This window comes from Klebsiella sp. HMSC25G12, from assembly GCF_001807705.1.
GTDB classification, from domain to species: domain Bacteria; phylum Pseudomonadota; class Gammaproteobacteria; order Enterobacterales; family Enterobacteriaceae; genus Klebsiella; species Klebsiella variicola.
In genome coordinates this window covers 96,294-115,858 of the sequence record NZ_KV789915.1, presented here as the reverse complement: position 1 = coordinate 115,858, position 19,565 = coordinate 96,294, and the positions used below count along the sequence as shown (strand labels likewise).

Here is a 19,565-nt window from a genome sequence, read left to right as displayed (position 1 = left end):
GAGGGAGAGGGAACCGTCCGGCTGGCGTTTAGGCACGGCAAGCGTACTGCCAGGTAACGTTATCCGATGCCACTCCCCTACTTCGCCAGGCTGGCAAAGCGAGCAAAGACCGCATCAAAAATCGCCAGCCCTTGCGCCACCTGCTCAGCAGTAATGGTGCACGGCGGCACCACGTGAATGCGGTTCTCCACCACAAAGGCCAACAGCCCGGCCTCGGTTAAGGCCCCTTTGATCGCGGCCATGTCGGCGGCAGTCAGCGGCGTTTTTTGTTCACGGCTGCTCACCAGCTCCAGCGCCTGGAACAGGCCGCGACCACGCACCTCGCCGATAATGGCGTGCTTCTCCGCCAGCGCCTCGAGACCGGGGCGCAGCACCTCGTTGCCGATATAGGCCGCGTTCTCAACCACCTTCTCCTCTTTCATCGCGTCGATGGTGGCGACAATCGCCGCCATCGCCAGCGGATGGCCGGAGTAGGTCAGCCCGCCGGCAAAAAAATGGTCGTCAAAATAGCGGGCAATCGGCTCGCTAATCAGCACCCCGCCCGCCGGCACGTAGCCCGCGTTAACCCCTTTGGCAAAGGTCACCAGATCCGGCACCACGCCATCCTGTTCGAAGGCGAACCAGCTGCCGGTACGGCCAAAGCCGGCCATCACCTCATCGAGGATCAGCACGATGCCAAACTCGTCGGCCAGGGCGCGCACACCCTGCATATAGCCTGCCGGCGGCACGAGGATCCCGGCGGTGCCGGGGATGGACTCCAGCAGGATCGCCGCGATGGCCGTCGGCCCCTCGCATTCAATGATCCGCCGCAGATGCGCCAGCGCGCGCTGGCACTCCTCTTCCTCAGTCACGGCGTTGAACTCGCTGCGGTAAAGGTAGGGGTTGAAGAAGTGAACATGGCCGCGGGAGAACTCATTCGGCACCCGGCGCCAGTCGCCGGTGGCGGCGATCGCGCTGCCGGTGTTGCCATGATAGGAACGATAGGCCGACAGCACCTTGTCGCGCCCGGTATAGAGCCGCGCCATGCGAATCGCGTTCTCATTGGCATCCGCCCCGGCGTTGGTGAAGAACACCTTGCTGAAGCCCGCCGGCGCCAGGTCGACGATGCGCTTCGCCGCTTCGCCGCGGGCAAGGTTGGCGGTGGCGGGCGCGATGGTGACCAGGGTCTCCAGCTGCGCCTTCATGGCCGCCAGTACCCGGGGGTGCTGATAGCCAATGTTGACGTTCACCAGCTGGCTGCTGAAATCGAGCCAGGTATTCCCCTCGTAATCCCATAGCTCGCAGCCTTGCGCCCCGGCAATCACCAGCGGATGGAGATTGCCCTGCATCGACCATGAATGAAACACATAAGCGCGATCCAGCTGCCGAACTTCATCATTGCTTACCGCGACCTCGTTCTGTAGTGCCAGCTTCATACCCTGCCCTCTCTCATGTCGTTGTGGTTGGCTTCATCATTGGCCGCGGCAACGCAAAACGGATAGAGCCAGTGCGCGAAAAACGATGTGACACGGTGTCACATCCGCGTCCGCCGTCTGGCCCTGTGCCTTGCCGTCCGGCGTTTTTATAGTGGAGGGACAACCGCACAGGAGAATGACATGGCAACGAGCAACGTAGTGTTTATCACCGGGGCGACCTCGGGTTTTGGCGAAGCGGCAGCACAGGTGTTTGCCGACGCGGGCTGGTCGCTGGTGCTGAGCGGGCGCCGCTATCCGCGACTGAAGGCCTTGCAGGACAGACTCGCCGCCCAGGTGCCGGTGCATATTATTGAGCTTGACGTTCGTGACAGCGAGGCGGTGGCTGCCGCCGTGGCGTCGCTCCCCGCCCCCTTCGCCGATGTCACCACCCTGATCAACAACGCCGGGCTGGCGCTGTCGCCGCTGCCGGCGCAGGAGGTGGCGCTGGAGGACTGGAAAACGATGATCGACACCAACGTCACCGGTCTGGTGACGATGACCCACGCCCTGCTGCCGACGCTGATACGCCATGGCGCCGGGGCGAGTATTATCAATATCGGCTCGATCGCCGGGCAGTGGCCCTATCCCGGCAGCCATGTGTATGGCGCCAGCAAGGCGTTTGTGAAGCAGTTCAGCTATAACCTGCGCTGCGATCTGCTTGGCACCGGCGTGCGGGTCACCGATCTGGCGCCGGGGATTGCCGAGACCGAATTTACCCTGGTGCGTACCAAAGGCGACCAGGCGGCATCGGATAAGCTCTATCGCGGCACCACGCCACTGAGCGCGCGCGATATCGCCGAGCAGATGTTTTATATCGCCACGTTGCCGGCGCATATGAACATTAACCGGGTGGAGGTGATGCCGGTGCGCCAGGCGTGGCAGCCGTTCGCCATCGATCGGGATTAAGCGAAACCCGACGCATCCCTTGCCGGCGCTGTCGGCAAGGGATGCAAGCCGGACTAACGGCTGCTTTGCAGAAACTGCCTGACGCGTTCAGAGTCAGGCTGAGTGAAGAACTTCTCCGGCGGCGCCTTCTCAATCAGCAGCCCCTTCTCCAGAAACACCACCTCGTTGGACACCTGGCGGGCAAAATCCATCTCGTGCGTCACCACCACCATGGTGTAACCCTCGGCGGCGAGGGCTTTCATTACCCCCAACACCTCATTAACCAGCTCCGGATCCAGCGCCGACGTCGGTTCATCGAAGAGAATAACTTCGGGCGACATCGCCAGCGAACGGGCGATCGCCACCCGCTGCTTCTGCCCGCCGGAGAGAGTGATCGGGTAAACATCGGCTTTGTGCGCCATGCCCACTTTCTCCAGTTGCTGCATGGCAATGGCCTTCGCCTCGTCTCGTTTCATGCCCTTAACGTGCAGCAGCGCCTCGCTGACGTTTTGCTGAACGGTCAGATGCGGCCACAGGTTAAAACTCTGAAAGACCATCCCCACCCGCTCGCGGATTTTGGCCAGCTGGCGGTGCGACATCGCCCGGCCTCGCTGTTCATCAATCCCCAGTCGCTGACCGCCGATATGAATTTCGCCGCGGTCCGGCTGTTCCAGCCAGTTCATACAGCGCAGCAGTGTGGATTTTCCCGACCCGGACGAGCCGAGAATACTCACCACGGTCCCCTTCTCCACCGTCAGGTTAATATCCCGCAGGACTTCCACATTATCGAACTGTTTGGAGACGTTTTTGACGCTTACGGCAATAGACTCAGGCATGGCTCATTCCTCTTTTGGCTCCCCAGGCGGTCAGGCGCTTAATCAGCAGCTCCAGCAGAATGCTGATCGCCCAGTAAAGCCCAATGGCGACGATAAAGGCGTTAAACGGAATAAAATAGGTCGCCTGGACGCTGTTGGCGGCGGCGGTGATCTCCTGAACGGTAATAATGCTCAGGAAAGCGGTGTCCTTCAGGCAAATAATCAGCTGATTGCCGATCAGCGGTAAGGCGGAAGAGACGATATTGGGTAAAATAATCCGCCGGAAAATGGCATAGCGCGAAAAGCCCTGAGCAATCGCCGCTTCAATATATCCGCCGGAAAATACCCGCCGCTGGCTGCGCAATATTTCAAAGAAATAGGCGCCATGATAAATAATCAGGGCCAGTAAACCGGCGGTCCACGGCTCCATGCTAATACCGAGCTGCGGCAGCCCGTAATACAGAAGATAAGCGAGGATCAAAAAAGGGATCGCACGCATCAGGCTGACGAAACCAATAATAATCCGGTTAATCACTTTCTTTTGATATTCGCTAAAATAACACAGCGCAATACCGATAATCAGCGCCGCCAGGGCGGCGGTAATAAACAGTTCGAGGGTCGCGAATAACCCGGCAATAAAGCTATCGCGAACCGACCAGATAACGCCCCACTGATTCATAATGCCTCCCGTTCCTAGCGCGCCAGACGCCTGGCTTTACGTTCCGCGATACCCTGCAGCTTCAACAAACAGCCGATGATCACCACATACAGCAGGCCGGCGGCGAGGATCGGCGACAGCGGCTCGTAGGTGACCGAGGAGATACGGTTGGTGACCCGGGTGAGATCCACCACGCCAATCACGGCGATGGCCGGGCTACCTTTGATCAAAAAGGACATCTCATTGACCAGCGCCGGCAGGCTCTCGATCCACATCTGTGGCAGCATGATGTAGCGGAAGTAAGTCCAGCGGCGCATTCCCACCGACTCCGCCGCCTCCCGCTGTTCGCGCGGAAAGGTGCGGAAGGCGTTGCGCCAGATCTCAGCGTTAAACGCCGAGGTGTTAAGCGTCAGCGCCACGATGGCGGCCACGTTCTTGTCGAGGTTAATGCCCATCGTCGGCAGGGAAAGGAACAGAAACAGCACCAGCGTCACCAGCGGCGTTGCGCGGGCCAGACTGATATAGACCACCAGCAGTTGGTCGATCACCGGCAGGCGCAGCATCCGTACCAGGGCGATCAGCAGGCCCGCCACCACCCCGAAGGCGATAGCGATGGCCGAAATCCAGAGGGTCGTCCATGCGCCTTCGATTAATAACTGCCAGGAAATTGCATCCATGAGGCCCTCCTTCTCAGCAACAGGCGGCGGTCGCCCGCCGCGGAATATTACAGTCCGGCGAGTTTGTGAAACTGTTCCGGGCTGGTGATCGCCTCGGTCGGCAGGTTGTCATAGGTTTCGCCAAACCATTTTTTCTGCAGCTCGGCGAGCTTGCCGGTCTCCTTCATGTGGTTCATAAACTTGGTCATATAGGCCAGCAGCTGCGGCGAGTTTTTCGGGATCGGCCACGCCATATACCCCGGTCCGGAGACAGCCAGCCCTTTGGCGAAGACCTTCGGTTTGGCTTTCGCCAGGTCGTTTACCGAGATCACCACGTTAATCACGTAATCCAGTCGCTTATTCGCCAGGTCGGCGTAAGCTTCCGGATAGGAGGGATACTCCACCACCGGTCCCAGCTTGCCGCCGGTCTTCTCCAGCATCGCCTTCAGCTCCGGCAAACGCGCCAGCAGCGCGCTCCCGGCTTGTAACCCCACTTTTTTGCCGCTGAGATCGGCAATCGTATTTAACGAAGTATCGCCAGCGCGTTTGACGAAATAGTGCTGCGCGGAGGCCCACGGTGGGGTGAAATCAAAGACCTTCAGCCGCTCATCGGTAATAACCGCCCCGGTTAAGGCCATATCGTATTGCCCGGTGGAGACAGCCGCTAATAATCCGGTCCACGGTAATATGCTCTGGTCGACATGGAATTTGGCGTACTTACGTAATTCCTCAAGCATATCTTTGTTAAAGCCATCGGCCTGGCCATTATTCATAAAGTTAAACGGCGCATAATCATCTTCCGTCGCCACTTTCAGGGTGCCGGATTTTTCTATTTCCGGAAGATCGGCCGCGACGGCGTGATAAGAAAAAGCGACCGTTAATACAGCGCTCAGACACATTGATGCCAATGATTTTTTCATTATTTCACCCCTGATGGATTGGCCAGACGGGTTCATTCCAGAACGCGAAAAGGTTTCTGCAAAATAGTGGCCGGGGACGTTCCGGTCCACGGCGGCTGAATACGTTTTTAATGTGGGAGCGTTTTTCAATTCCGTATAGAGCCAGATGGGCCGCATCGCTGTGTCAGATGGCGGCAGGGTGGTATGGAATTTGCTGAGTGTAACGGGTGGTCGCAATGCGTTATTGCCAGAGGAGCCCCGTATGATCCGTCACCTGTTACACGTTGATTTTCAGCCTGGCCGCGGTTTGCAGGAACAGGTGCGAGAGACGCTGGTGAATGCCATTCTCAGCGGGATCTTCGCCGCCGACACCCCGCTGCCCTCCTGTCGCCAGCTGGCCAGCCAGCTTCGCGTCTCGCGCAACACCACCGCGCTGGTGTTTGAAAGTCTGGTCAACGAGGGCTACCTGATTAGCCGCCCACGAAGCGGTTACTACCTGCATCCCGACTATCATGAAGCTTCGCCTGCCGCCGTCGAGAGTGCACCGCAGCGCGAAGCCGCTGCACCACGCTGGGGCGACCGGCTGCAGATGACCCCCAGCCAGCAGGAGTCGATCCTCAAACCGGCGGGCTGGATGCACTACCGCTACCCGTTTATCTACGGCCAGCCCGATACCCGGCAGTTCCCGCTGGCCACCTGGCGCTCGGCGGCGAACTGGCTGCACGGCGGGGTGCGCGACCCGGCGTGGGTCATCGACCATATTGACCAGGATGTGCCGATGCTGATCGAGCAGATCCGCACCCGGGTGCTGCCCAAGCGCGGCATTGTCGCCGCGCCGGATGAAATTCTCATCACCCTTGGCTCGCAAAATGCGCTCTACCTGCTGACCCGACTGCTGCTCTCTTCCACCACCCGCATTGGCGTCGAAAACCCCTGCTTTCGCGAAGCCATCAACACCTTTCTGCTCGCCGACGCCGAGGTGGTGCCGCACCCGGTGGATGAAGAGGGGATCGTGCTTAATGAGCGTCCCTGCGATTACTACTATGTCACCCCCGGCCATCAGGTGCCCACCGGGGTGACCATGAGCAGTGCGCGGCGTCGCCAGCTGCTGGAGCATGCCGCCCGCCATGACGCGGTCATTATTGAAGATGATTATGACTCGGAGAGTAACTTTACCCTCAACCCGCTGCCGGCGCTGAAGGCCAGCGATCGCAGCGGCCGGGTGGTGTATGTCAGCAGCCTGTCAAAAGCGCTGTCACCGGGGCTGCGGTTGGGGTTTATGGTCGCCGACCCGGACCTGATCGACGAGGCGCGCGCCCTGCGCCGGCTGGTCTATCGCCATCCGCCGACCAACATTCAGTACCAGATGGCCCACTTCCTTGCCCAGGGCCATTATGAAACCCATCTGCGGCGCTACCACTACGACTCCGCCCAGCGCTGGGAGCGCCTGCACGCCGCCCTGCAGCGCTATCTGCCGTCGTGTCGCGCGCTGGCGGGGAGCGAACATGCTAACGCCTTCTGGCTGCAGACCCCGGCGCAGATCAACACCCAGCAGCTCACCTGGCGCGCCGCCCACGCCGGCGTGCTGATTGAGCCCGGGGCGCGCCATTTTCTCAGCGCCGCGCCGCCGGATAACTACTTTCGCATGGGATTCCACGCCATTAACCCTGACGCCATCGCCCAGGGGGTGGAGGTCCTGCGCGGCCAGCTGGAGCAGATGGGTTAGCGGTATTGTTCATACCCAACGGCGTCGCGCACGCTGAGCAGCGCCTGGCGCAGACTGTCGAAAGGCACCGATCCGAGCGCAATGCGCAGCGCCTGCGGGATCGTGGCGGAGACGCAGAACGGCTCGGCGGTCGACACCGAAATACGGCGTTCCATCAGCGCATTCGCCAGTCGATCGGCCCGGCTCTCTTCACCCAGAGGCAGCCAGACAAAGTACGAATCGGGATGACTGACGACGGGAAGCCCACAAAGCACCTCGCGGGCCACCTGCTGCCGCTGTCGCGCATCCTGTCGTTTCTGCATTTCAAAGCGGGCCACCGTGCCATCTTCAATCCAGGCGCAGATCAGCGAACTTATCAGCGTCGGCGTATTCCACGTCGTGGCGCGGATGGCGCGCTCAATCTCCGGGCGATAGCGCGGCGGAGAGATCACCACCCCCACGCGCAGTCCGGTGGCGATATTTTTTGAAAAACCGGTGACATACACCGTTCTTTCCGGCGCATAGCTGATCACCGGCGGCGGCGGACGGCTCACCAGCCGGGCGTAGGCGGCATCTTCAATAATCAGCAGATCGTGTTGGCGCGCAAGATCGGCCAGCGCCTGCCGCTGCCCGGTGTTGAGCACCCAGCCCAGCGGATTGTGCAGCGTCGGCATGGTATACACCGCCCGCACCCGCCGCTGCTGGCACAGCGTATGAAGCGCCTGCAGGTCCGGCCCCTCCGGTCGACAGGGGATCGCCGCCAGCTCCAGATGATACAGCGCCGCCAGAACCTTGAAGCCCGAATAGGTCAGCGCATCCACCGCCACCACATCCCCCGGACGTAACAGCCCCATGACGGTCACTGCCAGCCCGTGCTGTGCGCCGTTGACGATCAGGACATTTTCCGCATCCGGCGTAAAGTGCTGGCAGGTCAAATGGCGGGCGATAATTTCCCGCTCGGCGAGCCGTCCGGCATGAGGCTGATAGCGCAGATGCGAGTCAATATCGCCCGCCATCGCCAGCTGCCTGAGCGCCTCGCGCAGCGCATCGCCCTGCTCCGGCAGCGAAGGGTAGTTGAAATTGAGATCCACGACATCGGCGGCCACCACCTGTTGATCGACCCCATGCCCCGGCGGCAGTGAGAGGTCGCGCACGAAGGTGCCGCGGCCGGTTTCGCCGCTGACCAACCCCATCTCTTCCAGTTCACGGTAGATGCGCGTGGCGGTGGCCAGCGAGATGCGCTCCCCGGCGGCAAGGGTACGGTGCGTCGGCAGACGGCTGCCCGCGGGCAGCTGCCCGCTGCGGATCGCCTGGGCATATCGGTCGACAACGGCTTTATATCGGGCTTTCATCGTGAAATGTATCTATGACAATAATTTGATTGTATTAGATTGGGCACATTACCATCGCCACAGACGATGCTCAAGCGGGCACAGCACATCTGATAACGCGAGGTTAACGTGGTAGATTCAACAATGGATAAATCGGTGCCCGGTCCCTGGTCCGGATGGCTTCATGGTTTACTGGGGGTGATTATTTTTAGCGGGTCGCTGCCCGCGACGCGGCTGGCGGTGCAGGATATGGATCCGTTCTTATTGACCTTTCTGCGCGCCTCCATCGCCGGGCTGCTTGCCGTCGCGCTGCTGGTCGGCTTTCGCCAGAAACGCCCGCGCCTGGCGCAGCTTGTGCCCTTGATCATCGTCTCATCAGGGGTGGTGATCGGCTTTCCCCTGCTCACGGCGCTGGCCCTGCAGCACATCACCTCGGCGCATTCGATTGTGTTTATTGGCCTGCTGCCGCTGATGACCGCCCTCTTCGGCGTACTGCGCGGCGGCGAACGCCCGCGGCGGGCTTTCTGGATCTTTTCGCTGCTGGGCAGCCTGCTGGTGGTGGGATTCGCCCTGACGCAAAGTGCGGCGGCCTCACTCAGCGGCGATCTGCTGATGCTGGCGGCGGTTATCGCCTGCGGCCTCGGCTATGCGGAAGGGGCAAAGCTGACGCGGGCGCTCGGCGGCTGGCAGGTGATCTGCTGGGCGCTGGTGATAGCCCTGCCGTTGATGCTCCCCGCCTCGCTGATGGTTCAGCCCGCGTCCTGGCATGCCATATCAGCCTCCTCCTGGGCGGCGCTCGGCTATGTGTCGCTCTTCAGCATGCTGATCGGTTTCATCTTCTGGTACAAAGGGCTGGCCGCGGGCGGGATCGCCGCCGTCGGCCAGCTCCAGCTATTGCAGCCGTTCTTCGGGCTTGGCCTGTCGGCGGCGCTGTTGCACGAAACCGTCAGCCCCTTGATGCTGGCGGTTACGCTGGGCGTGGTGCTGTGCGTGGTGGGCTCGCGCAAATTTGGCCGCCAGCGGGTTAGCGCAGGGAGCGGGAGCCGTGATTGACCGCCCCGTCATCCGCCGTCCCGGGTCGCGGCGGTGTAACCGCCTTACCCGGGTGACAGCATGATAAACGGCTGGAGGACGCGCCGCCGGGGAGGACGACCGTCTACACCGGCCGCGCGTACTGAAGCATCACCTGCAGCAGCACGTTGGCCCCGGCGGCGACGTGCTCCGGCGAGGCATACTCAATTTCGTTATGGCTGATCCCGTCCTTGCAGGGGATAAAAATCATCCCGGTGGGCGCCAGGTAGCTCATATACACTGCGTCATGCCCGGCGCCGGAGACGATCGGCCGCGCCGGATAGCCCAGCCGCTGCGCGGCATCGGCAATGGCCTGCTGGCATTCAGCATCGAACGGCGCCGCCGGATAGTGGCTTACCTGCTTCAGGGCCACCTGCAGACCGCTCTCCCGCTCAACCTCCGCGATAAACGCCCGCAGCTGGCGATCCATCTCGTCCACCAGCGCATCGCTGAGATTGCGCATATCAATGGAGAAGGTGACCTCCCCTGGCACCACGTTGCGGCTGTTGGGCCACACCTGCACGCTGCCGACGGTGCCGCGTCCCTCTTCGCTGCGCCCGGCAATGGCCACCACTTCCTGCATAATGCGGGTCGCCACCTGCAGGGCATCCTGACGCAGGCGCATCGGCGTGGGTCCGGCGTGCGAGGCCTGGCCGGTGACCACGCAGTCGTACCAGCGGATCCCCAGCACGCCCTGCACGATACCGATGGTTTTCGCTTCATCTTCGAGAATCGGCCCCTGCTCAATGTGCGCCTCAAAATAGGCGCCGATGGGATGCTCCCCCGGGGTCTGCTCGCCGATATAGCCGATCTGCGCCAGCGCCTCGCCGACGCTGACACCCTCTTTATCCGTGACGGCCCAGGTCTCTTCCAGCGGGAAGACGCCGGCAAAGACCCCGGAGCCCATCATCACCGGCACAAAGCGCGACCCCTCTTCGTTGGTCCAGAACACCACCTCAATCGGCGCGTCGGTGTCAATCTGCAGATCGTTGAGCGTGCGCACCACCTCCAGCGCCGCCAGCACGCCGTAGTTGCCATCAAATTTGCCGCCGGTGGGCTGAGTGTCAATATGGCTGCCGGAGACGATGGGCGGCAGGCCGGGGTTGCGGCCTTCCCGGCGCATAAACACATTGCCGATTTTATCGATGGTGACGCTCATCCCGGCCTCCCGCGCCCAGCCTATTACCTTGTCCCGCCCCTGGCGGTCGAGGTCGGTGAGGGTCAGACGGCGGCAGCCGCCCTTCGGCGTGGCGCCGATCTGCGCGAGATCCATTAACGACGCCCACAGGCGGTCGCCATTGATGCGCCAGCCGGTGGTGTCGGTCGCGGGGGTAAAAAGTACATCACTGCTCATGGTAGTCTCCTGACATCAAGGTCGCCGCCAGCATAACCGGCGGTGGGAATGCGCTATCAACGCCTGGTCTTCATCCTGTATGGTTTTTTGCCGCCGATCAGACGGCCAGGGCCTGGGCGTTAGCGTCAATCGCCAGCTCGCGCCAGCGGTGGCAACTCACCGCGTGGCGTTCCGCGACGGATTCCGTCGGCGGCAGACTCTGCTCACAGACCGGGCGACGGTGCGGGCAGCGCTCGGCAAAGGCGCAGCCGGGCGGCAAGCGCGCCAGATCCGGCGGCGCGCCGGGAATGCAGTGCAGGGCATCACCTTTCTTAAGCCCCTCTTTCGGCCGACTGCCCAGCAGCACCTGGGTATAAGGATGGCGCGGGTGGCGCAGGATCTCGCTCATCGACGCTTCCTCGACGATCCGCCCGGCGTACATCACCGCCACCCGGTCGGCGATCTCCACCGCGGCGCCGATATCGTGGGTCACAAACACGATCGACAGCCCGCGCTGCTTTTGCTGCTCGCGCAGCAGGATCAGGATCTGGATTTGCACCGTGGCGTCGAGGGCGGTGGTCGGCTCATCCGCCAGCAGCAGCTGCGGGTTACAGGAGAGCGCAAGGGCGATCATCGCCCGCTGGCGCATCCCGCCGGACATCTCGTGCGGGTAAGCATCCAGCCGCCGCTCGGGGCTGGGAATGCGCACCTGGCGCAGGGCCTCCAGCGCCCTGTCCCGGGCCGCCTGGCGCGACAGCCCTTCGTGGCGGCGCAGCCCTTCAATAATCTGCTGCCCGACGGTGTAGACCGGATCGAAGGCCAGCAGCGGCTCCTGAAAAATCATCGCGCAGCGTCCGCCGCGATAGCGCCGCAGCTGACTGGCGCTCATCGTCAGCACCTCGTCGTCCCCCACCTGCAGGGTGCCGGAGAGCTCACTGCTCCCTGGCGGGTGCAGGCGCATCAGCGCCCGCAGGGTCACGCTCTTGCCGGAACCCGACTCGCCAATCAGCGCCATCACCTCCCCCTTTTGTACGTCAAAGGAGACTCCATTGACCGCGTTGATGGTCTGTCCGTCGCGGCGAAAGACGACCCGCAGGTCGCGCACATGGACAAAGGCGTTATCCGACATGGCTGACCTCCTTAAGGGGGATGCTTTGATGCCAGGGCGAGGCCGGCTGCGCCATCAGGCAGGCGCTCTGGTGCCCCTCCCCGACCGCCTCCAGCCGCGGTTTCACCTCGGCGCAGACCGCCTTCGCATGCGGGCAGCGGGTGTGAAAGCGGCAGCCGCTCGGCGGCGCGATGGGGCTGGGGGGATCGCCGCTCAGCGGCGAGGTCAGGGTGCGGTTTTCCGGGTCCATGGAGGGCATCGAGCTTAACAGCGCCCGGGTATAGGGGTGGGCGGAGGCGGTAAACAGCTGCTCCGCCGGGCCAATCTCCACCACTTCGCCAAGGTACATGACGAGGATCCGATCCGACAGCCAGCGAACCACGTGCAGATCGTGGCTGATGAACACGTAGGTCAGCTCGAGGGTGCGTTTCAGCTCCTGCAGCAGCTGCAGCACCTGGGCTTCCACCGATTTATCCAGCGCCGACACTGCCTCATCGAGGATCACCAGCCGCGGCTTCATCGCCAGCGCGCGGGCGATATTCACCCGCTGCCGCTGGCCGCCGGAAAGCGCATGCGGGTAGCGGTCGGCAAAGCGCGCCGGCTCAAGGCCAACGTGCGCCAGCAGATAGCGGGCATATTCGCTGGCCTCTCTGGCGCTGACGCCATGGACGCGCTGGCCGAAGGCGATGCTCTCCTCCATGGTCATGCGCGGATTGAGCGAAGCATAGCTATCCTGAAAGACCATCTGCACCTGGCGACGGTAGGCTTTCAGCGGCAGACGCGACGAGCCGACCCCCTGTCCGTCGAAGATCAGTTCGCCGCTGTCCTGGGTGAGCAACTGCATCAGCAGCCGGGCGGTGGTCGATTTGCCGCAGCCCGACTCGCCGACTACCCCCAGGGTTTCGCCTTTCATCACCGTGAAGCTGATATCGTCCACCGCCTGCACCACCTCCCGGCCTTTGCCGCCGCGAAAGTACTTCAGCAGGTGATTAACCTTCAGCAGAGGCTGCGCCGGCCCGCCAAGGTCGATATTGATAAAGGGTTGCATCGCTTACTCCTTAATCGCCATTGCCGCACGCAGGCGGTCCGCGAGGATATTGAACGAAATGGAGGTGATAAAAATCATCAGGCCCGGCAGGGCGGCCACCCACGGCTGGGTATAGATTGCCGTGCGCAGCGTATTGAGCATCAGCCCCCACTCGGGCTCCGGCGGCCGCACGCCGAGGCCGAGAAACGACAGGCCGGAGGCGAGGATCATGCACACCGAAATCAGCCCGGTGGAGAAGACGAAGATCGGCCCGAGCACGTTGCCCAACACCTGGACGCGGATAATGGTCAACGCGCTGGCGCCAGTGGCCCGGGCGGCGTCGATATAGTCCATATGTCGCACCTGGGCGGTCACGCTCTCGGCAATCCGCGCCACCTGCGGGACAAACACGAGGGTCAGCGACAGCAGCGCATTGCCGATGCCCGCCCCCAGCGCTCCCGACAGCGCAATCGCCAGCAGGACGGAGGGAAAGGCATAGAACACATCCACGGTGCGCATAATCACGGTATTGGTTTTGCCGCCCGTATAGCCGGCGATAATCCCGATGGCCCCGCCGATAAAAAAGGCGAACACCACCGGGACAATTCCCATAAACAGCGACAGTCGGGTGCCAAGGATCAGCCGCGACAGCATGTCGCGTCCCAGCTCATCCGAGCCCAGCGGGAAGCCGTCGCTGCCGATGGGTTTCAGGCGCAGGAACATCGACGTTTGATAAGGATCTTTGACGATAAGCCACGGACCGAACAGCGCCAGGGCCAGCAGCAGGAGGATCACCACGCCCACCACCACCCCGCCGGGGTCGCGCATTAGGCGGCGCAATACCCCGCGCCAGTAACCTTGCCGGGAAGCGTGGGCCGCTGCGGCCGGAACCGCTTTCGTCGTTGCCGTATCCACCATGGTCAGCTCCTCTTAATACGCGGGTCGAGGGTGGTCTGCAGAATATCCACCAGCAGGTTGAGCAGCACGAAAAACAGCGCCAGCACCCAGATGGTGCCCTGCAGCAGGGGCAGGTCGCGCTGAAAAATGGCGGTATTGAGCAGCAATCCGGTTCCCGGCCAGGAGAAAACGGTCTCCACAAGGATCGAGCCGCCCATCAGATAGCCCACCTGCAGCCCCATCACCGCCAGCGCGGTGGGCGCGGCATTTTTCATGACGTGGACAAAGATGCGCGACTCGTTGAGCCCGCGAGCGCGCAGGCCAACGATAAACTCCTGGCTGAGGATATCGGCCACCTGCGAGCGCACGGTGCGGGCGATAATCCCGGTGGGGATCACCGACAAGGTGAGGGCTGGCAGCAGCATGAACTGCAGGTGCGCCCAGTCCCATTGCCAGCCCACCTCGCCTATCGGCCCGCCGCCGGTGGCCGGCAGCAGCGCGAACTTAACGCTGCAGAGGATCACCAGCAGCATCCCCAGCCAGTAGTGTGGCACGCTAACGCCAAATACCGACAACACCGAGGCCAGACGGTCAATGACGCTGTTGCGAAAATAGCCGGCGACAAAGCCGAACAGGCTGCCGAGGACGAAGCCGATCGCCGTCGCCAGCAGCGCCAGGCGCAGGGAGTACGCCACCGCGGTCATCACTTCGTCTATCACCGGGCGGCCGGTGGCGACCGACATACCAAGGTCGCCATGCAGCGCCCGCCACAGCCAGTGGATAAACTGCAGGGGCAGCGGCTTATCAAAGCCGTAAGCCTGCATTAATGTCTGACGCAGCGCCTCCGAGGCGTCCGGCGGCATCACCGACACCAACGGGTCGCCCGGAGCGATCTGCACCAGCATGAAACAGATCACCGCCACCCCAAGCATGGTGGGGATAGCCAGCAGAATGCGGTATAGCAGCGTATTGATCATCGGTCGCCCCTTTCACGATTACTCTTTTTTGCTCACCAGGCTGAGGTCGATAAACCAGCTCTGCGGTTGCACCACCCCGGTCACCGCAGGGGAAATCGCACGCGGCCCGACGTCGTGGGCGACAAACAGGAATGGCACCTGATCCACCAGCGCGGCGTGCAGCTCACCGGCCGCTTGGTTCATCTCCGCCGGGGTAAAGGCGTGCTTGACGGCGGCGGCCAGCTTCTCCGTCTCCGGAGTGGAGAAGTAACCCCAGTTGGTCGCCACCGGCGGAAACGCTTTGGCGGTCGAGAAGCGGATCAGGCCAAAGTAAGGATCGTTAACCGCGGCGCTGACGTTGATCGCATCGATCCCTTTCGCCGAGGGGTCCCGGGCACCCAGGCGCCAGTTGGTAAACAGGGTGTTCCATTCCACCACTTTGATATCCACATTGAAGAAGCAGCTCTTCAGGCTCTGCTGGATATACTCGTTCATCGGCAAGGGCTGCATCTGCCCGGAGCCGGAGGCCGAGGTGGCCACCGTGACGTGCAGCGGTTTGCTGGCGCTGTATCCGGCCTCGGTCATTAGCTGGCGGGCGGTATCCGGGTCATATTTGATCTGGAAGGTGGGTTTGCCATGCCACGGGCTGTCAGCCTCATAAACCCCGGTGGCCTCGGTCATGTAGCCGCCGAGGTAGCTCTTCAGCTCGGCACGGTTCAGACACAGGTTGGCCGCTTTGCGCACGCGGATGTCCTGCCACGGCGATCCTTTTTCAAAGGAGAACTGCCAGGGCCACAGGTGCGGCTGGGTATTGGCGTAGAGGTGAAAACCCTGAGACTTGATCTGATCGATGGCGTCCGGCGCCGGGGCTTCAATCCAGTCCACCTGCTTCGACAGCAGCGCCGCGGTACGGGCGTTGGCCTCCGGCAAGGGGATCAGCACCACTTTATCCACCCGGGGAATGCGATCTTTGTTCCAGTAGTCGGGGTTTTTATCGAGGATCAGCTGCTGACGCGGCACCAGCTTCTCCAGTTTGAACGGGCCGCTACCCACCGCGTGGGCGGCGAAGGCGGTCCACGCCTGTTTGCTGCGCGCGGCGCTATCTCCCGCGCTGGCCGGCACCGCGTCATACTGTTTCTGCCACGCCGTCGGCGAGACGATAAACAGGTTGGTGATGTTGTACGGCAGCAGCGCGTCTGGTTCCGAGGTGGTCAGCGCCACAGTGTGGTCGTCAATTTTCTCTGCGCCGGTGAGGGTCGGCATGCGCGACAGGGTGTTGCCGATCTGCCCCGGGGCGTACTGCGGCGCCGCTTTATTCAGCACCTTATCCACGTTCCAGACGATGGCGTCGGCGTTCACCTCCGTCCCGTCATGGAACCTGACGCCCGGACGCAAGGTGAAAATCCAGCGGCTGGTGTTCTGCGGATCGATGTGCCACTCGGTCGCCAGCCCCGGCACCAGACCGCTGGGCTTTTCACCTTGCGACAGATCCCACTCCACCAGCGCGTCGTACAGCGGGATGCCGGTAAAGCGGTTGCCCTCATAGCCTTGATCCGGCTGGCCAAGGGTTAACGGAATATCCGCGGCGGTCATGGCGATCCGCAGCGTGGAGGCGTTGGCAGGTAAGGCGGCGCCCGCCAGGGCCAGTGCGCCGCTCACCGCCACGGCGAGACGACCGGCACGCGAAAATAACGTCTTTTTGTGCATCACATGATCCCTGTTAAATAAAGTGTCACGGATTAACAGGCAAAATGCGTACCAGCTCTTACGCGGGCGATAATAGGCCAAAACCGACCAATAAAATAAGAATGACTTATATTATCACCATGATAATTATGGGAAAATAATTGCACCTTATTCCGCCGCACCGCCAGCGGGAAATATGTTGCAGAATTGCACCAGCCGCTATATGGCAAATTTCAAATAATCACTCTGCGTCACTTTTTATTCATCCCCCGTCCGCCGCCGCCGCGTATTCTCCGTCGGGATCAATCCCTTCTATACTTCAGGGAACACATCGACCGGGAGAGACTATGCCTTTAGCCGATTTTCACCGCTCCGATCCTTTTACCCTCGGTATCGAACTGGAGCTGCAGGTGGTGAACCCGCCGGGTTACGACCTCAGCCAGGATGCCTCGACGCTGATTGCCGACGTCCAGCATCAGTTGACCGTGGGAGAAGCCAAACATGACATCACCGAGAGCATGCTGGAGATCGCCACCGGGGTGTGCCGCGACATCAGCCATGCCCAAACCCAGCTCAGCGCCATCCAGCAGGCGGTTCAGCGCGCGGCGCTGCGCCATCATCTGCAGATCTGCGGCGGCGGTTCGCACCCCTTTCATGCCTGGCAGCGCCAGCAAATCAGCGACAATCCGCGCTATGTCAAAACCGTCGAGCATTTTGGCTATCTGGCGCAGCAGGCCACGGTCTTTGGCCAGCATGTGCACGTCGGCTGCCAGAGCGGCGACGACGCCCTCTATCTGCTGCACGGCCTGTCGCGCTTTGTGCCGCACTTCATCGCCCTTAATGCCGCCTCGCCGTGGTTTGACAGTACCGACAGCCGTTTCGCCTGTTCACGCCTGAACCGCTTCTCCTCCTATCCCGACAACGGTCCGATGCCGTGGGTGGCAGACTGGCAGGGGTTTCGTCGCCTGTTCCGCCAGCTGAGCTACACCAGCATGATCGACAGCATGAAGGATCTGCACTGGGATATTCGCCCCAGCCCGCAGTTTGGGACCGTCGAGGTGCGGGTGATGGACACTCCCCTGACCCTCGCCCAGGCGATCCATATCGCCGGCTTTATACAGACCCTGGCCTGCTGGCTGTTGACGGAGCGCCCTTTTAAGCACCAGCCTGATGATTATCTGCTGTACCCCTTTAACCGCTATCAGGCGTGCCGCTATGGGCTGGACGGGACCCTCACCGACGTGCGCAGCGGAGAGCAGCGCAGCATCCGCCAGGAGATCCTGCAGCTCGCCGACCGGCTGGCTCCCTTCGCCCATCAGTTGAAGGCGACGGCGGCGCTGGAAGCGGTGGTCCGCCAGGCGAAATCGCCGCACAGCGAAGCGCAGCAGATGCGCGACTTTATCGCCAACGGCGGTTCGCTTTCCGGCCTGGTGCAAAAACACTGTGAGATTTGGGCGGCATAAGGCAGCGAGGCGGGTATACTCGGCGCAGACCATAGAAAGGACTGCCCATGTTATTACGTTGCCTGCTCCCCCTGGCGCTGCTGCCCCTGGCCGCCGTCGCCAGCGCCGCCTGTACCCTCACCGACCCGACGCTGACCCTGCAGAGCTATCGGGTGGATGCGCAGAAAGAGCGCATTGCGATGTACTGGCAGGATCGGCACGGCAAAGCCTGGGGTTCCCTGCGTTCGCTGCTGGCGGGTATTGATGGCGACGGCCGGGTGCAGATGGCGATGAACGGCGGCATTTACGATAAAGCCTACGCGCCGCTGGGGCTGTATATCGAAGACGGTAAACGGCTGACGCCGGTAAACCGTTCCGCCGGCGGCGGGAACTTATTTATCCGCCCCGGCGGCGTGTTCCTGGTGGCGAACGACCGGGCGAAAATCGTGCCGCTGCCGGCATACAAGCCCTCTCCCGCCATCCGCTATGCGGTGCAGTCCGGCCCGATGCTGATTGAGAATGGCGTCATCAACTGGCGGCTGAAGCCCTCAGCCAGTTCGCGCAAGCTGCGTAACGGGGTGGGTATCGATAAGCAGGGCCGGGTGGTGTTTATGCTCAGCGATCGCGAGACCAACTTCTATGACTTTGCCTGCTATGCGCAGTCAAAGCTTGGGGTGCGGCAGATGCTCTATCTCGACGGCACCCTGTCGAAGATGTACCGCAAAGGCGGCAGCGTGCCGTGGCAGTATCATCCGTTCGTGACCATGATAACGGTGGAGAGGAAGTAGCGGGCGCCCGGCACAAAAGCGGCGCCGTGCCCGCCGTCCCTACCCGTTCACCAGCGAAGGACTACCCTTTTCTGCCAAACGCAACGTGAACGGAAAATTCCCCCTCACCCTAACCCTCTCCCACAGGGAGAGGGGACCGCCCGGCAGTCGTTGCAGCCCCGGTATACACAGCGGGGCCACGGAGAAAGGCACATACAATTTTTAACGGATATATTCTGATCGCTATGGTTTGGCCTCTGAAAACTACGGGCGTGCAGCGGGGCCGATTCCCGCTGAAATCGGCGAACCGGAGGTCGGCAGACAAGGGCTGGCCGCCACGGAGGGCGGCCAGAGGCGATTCGAGACACGACGTCGAGTTGAGCCGACCGCAGGCGGACGACCGGGAGGTGAGCGTAGTGCGCAGCACCGATTTCTCTGCGGGACCGGGGGGATTGTAAAGGGGGAGACGGTTTTCTCCCCCTTTACCCGTTCACCAGCGAAGGACTACCCTTTTCTGCCAAACGCAACGTGAACGGAAAATTCCCCCTCACCCTAACCCTCTCCCACAGGGAGAGGGGACCGCCCGGCAGACGCTGTTGCTACGGCAGATAAGGCCAAACGCAACGTGAACGCAAAACCCACCCTCACCCTAACCCTCTCCCACAGGGAGAGAGGACCGCCCGGCAGACGCTGTTGCTCCGGCAGATAAGGCCAAACGCAACGTGAACGGAAAATTCCCCCTCACCCTAACCCTCTCCCACAGGGAGAGAGGACCGCCCGGCAGACGCTGTTGCTCCGGCAGATAAGGAGGGGCTAACGCCCAAACGCAACGTGAACGGAAAATCCCCCTCACCCTAACCCTCTCCCACAGGGAG

Annotated in this window: 17 protein-coding genes; 5 read left to right on the top strand and 12 right to left on the bottom strand. The window is 62.0% G+C overall.

The window, feature by feature from the left end:
- Positions 1-77: 77 nt before the first annotated feature.
- A complete protein-coding gene (locus tag HMPREF3096_RS24000) occupies positions 78-1,415 on the bottom strand; it encodes an aspartate aminotransferase family protein (protein WP_023297189.1) in 1,338 nt (445 codons plus the stop codon).
- A 180-nt stretch (positions 1,416-1,595) separates the two neighbouring features.
- Between HMPREF3096_RS24000 and HMPREF3096_RS23995 the strand changes: the two genes are divergently transcribed.
- On the top strand, positions 1,596-2,360 hold the full coding sequence (locus HMPREF3096_RS23995) for an SDR family NAD(P)-dependent oxidoreductase (protein ID WP_008805554.1): 765 nt from the start codon (positions 1,596-1,598) through the stop codon (positions 2,358-2,360).
- 53 nt (positions 2,361-2,413) lie between these two features.
- Here HMPREF3096_RS23995 and HMPREF3096_RS23990 read toward each other — a convergent pair whose 3' ends face one another.
- The 4 genes from HMPREF3096_RS23990 to HMPREF3096_RS23975 are packed head-to-tail and all read right to left on the bottom strand — an operon-like array spanning position 2,414 to position 5,388.
- Positions 2,414-3,175 (bottom strand): amino acid ABC transporter ATP-binding protein, encoded by a 762-nt coding sequence (locus tag HMPREF3096_RS23990; protein WP_008805553.1) that lies wholly within the window; start codon positions 3,173-3,175, stop codon positions 2,414-2,416.
- Entirely contained in the window at positions 3,168-3,833 is a 666-nt protein-coding gene (locus HMPREF3096_RS23985) for an amino acid ABC transporter permease (protein ID WP_002893189.1), read from the bottom strand. Before HMPREF3096_RS23985 ends, HMPREF3096_RS23990 begins: the two co-directional genes overlap by 8 nt.
- A 14-nt stretch (positions 3,834-3,847) precedes the next feature.
- Entirely contained in the window at positions 3,848-4,489 is a 642-nt protein-coding gene (locus HMPREF3096_RS23980; protein ID WP_004142522.1) for an amino acid ABC transporter permease, read from the bottom strand.
- Between the two features lie 47 nt (positions 4,490-4,536).
- Positions 4,537-5,388 carry a transporter substrate-binding domain-containing protein gene (locus HMPREF3096_RS23975; RefSeq protein WP_002893184.1) on the bottom strand — a complete coding sequence of 284 codons (852 nt, stop codon included), beginning with the start codon at positions 5,386-5,388 and terminating at the stop codon, positions 4,537-4,539.
- 241 nt (positions 5,389-5,629) lie between these two features.
- Between HMPREF3096_RS23975 and HMPREF3096_RS23970 the strand changes: the two genes are divergently transcribed.
- Positions 5,630-7,093 (top strand): MocR-like pyridoxine biosynthesis transcription factor PdxR, encoded by a 1,464-nt coding sequence (locus HMPREF3096_RS23970; protein ID WP_004176948.1) that lies wholly within the window; start codon positions 5,630-5,632, stop codon positions 7,091-7,093.
- Here the strand turns inward: HMPREF3096_RS23970 and HMPREF3096_RS23965 are convergent.
- Complete coding sequence (locus HMPREF3096_RS23965) at positions 7,090-8,424, bottom strand: aminotransferase-like domain-containing protein (RefSeq protein ID WP_032729558.1); 1,335 nt, start codon at positions 8,422-8,424, stop codon at positions 7,090-7,092. The two genes, HMPREF3096_RS23970 and HMPREF3096_RS23965, sit on opposite strands and share 4 nt — an antisense overlap.
- Positions 8,425-8,547: 123 nt before the next feature.
- Here HMPREF3096_RS23965 and HMPREF3096_RS23960 point away from each other — a divergent pair, with 123 nt between their 5' ends.
- Entirely contained in the window at positions 8,548-9,456 is a 909-nt protein-coding gene (locus tag HMPREF3096_RS23960) for a DMT family transporter (protein ID WP_032729555.1), read from the top strand.
- A gap of 103 nt (positions 9,457-9,559) precedes the next feature.
- On the opposite strand, the gene HMPREF3096_RS23955 is transcribed toward HMPREF3096_RS23960, so the two are convergent.
- From HMPREF3096_RS23955 to HMPREF3096_RS23930, 6 genes are all read right to left on the bottom strand, one after another.
- Positions 9,560-10,828 carry a Zn-dependent hydrolase gene (locus HMPREF3096_RS23955; protein WP_012542516.1) on the bottom strand — a complete coding sequence of 423 codons (1,269 nt, stop codon included), beginning with the start codon at positions 10,826-10,828 and terminating at the stop codon, positions 9,560-9,562.
- Positions 10,829-10,925: 97 nt separating this feature from the next.
- Positions 10,926-11,936, bottom strand: coding sequence for an ABC transporter ATP-binding protein (locus HMPREF3096_RS23950; protein ID WP_008805548.1), 1,011 nt, complete (start codon positions 11,934-11,936; stop codon positions 10,926-10,928).
- Positions 11,926-12,963, bottom strand: a complete 1,038-nt coding sequence (locus HMPREF3096_RS23945; RefSeq protein WP_008805547.1) for an ABC transporter ATP-binding protein — start codon at positions 12,961-12,963, stop codon at positions 11,926-11,928. Before HMPREF3096_RS23945 ends, HMPREF3096_RS23950 begins: the two co-directional genes overlap by 11 nt.
- A 3-nt stretch (positions 12,964-12,966) precedes the next feature.
- Entirely contained in the window at positions 12,967-13,860 is an 894-nt protein-coding gene (locus HMPREF3096_RS23940) for an ABC transporter permease (protein ID WP_032729553.1), read from the bottom strand.
- A 2-nt stretch (positions 13,861-13,862) separates the two neighbouring features.
- Positions 13,863-14,816 carry an ABC transporter permease gene (locus HMPREF3096_RS23935; protein WP_004178910.1) on the bottom strand — a complete coding sequence of 318 codons (954 nt, stop codon included), beginning with the start codon at positions 14,814-14,816 and terminating at the stop codon, positions 13,863-13,865.
- Positions 14,817-14,834: 18 nt separating this feature from the next.
- Positions 14,835-16,502 (bottom strand): ABC transporter substrate-binding protein, encoded by a 1,668-nt coding sequence (locus HMPREF3096_RS23930; RefSeq protein WP_023297185.1) that lies wholly within the window; start codon positions 16,500-16,502, stop codon positions 14,835-14,837.
- Positions 16,503-16,828: 326 nt separating this feature from the next.
- Here HMPREF3096_RS23930 and HMPREF3096_RS23925 point away from each other — a divergent pair, with 326 nt between their 5' ends.
- Positions 16,829-17,944 (top strand): YbdK family carboxylate-amine ligase, encoded by a 1,116-nt coding sequence (locus HMPREF3096_RS23925; RefSeq protein ID WP_008805544.1) that lies wholly within the window; start codon positions 16,829-16,831, stop codon positions 17,942-17,944.
- 47 nt (positions 17,945-17,991) lie between these two features.
- On the top strand, positions 17,992-18,711 hold the full coding sequence (locus HMPREF3096_RS23920; protein WP_032729552.1) for a phosphodiester glycosidase family protein: 720 nt from the start codon (positions 17,992-17,994) through the stop codon (positions 18,709-18,711).
- Positions 18,712-19,565: the final 854 nt, after the last annotated feature.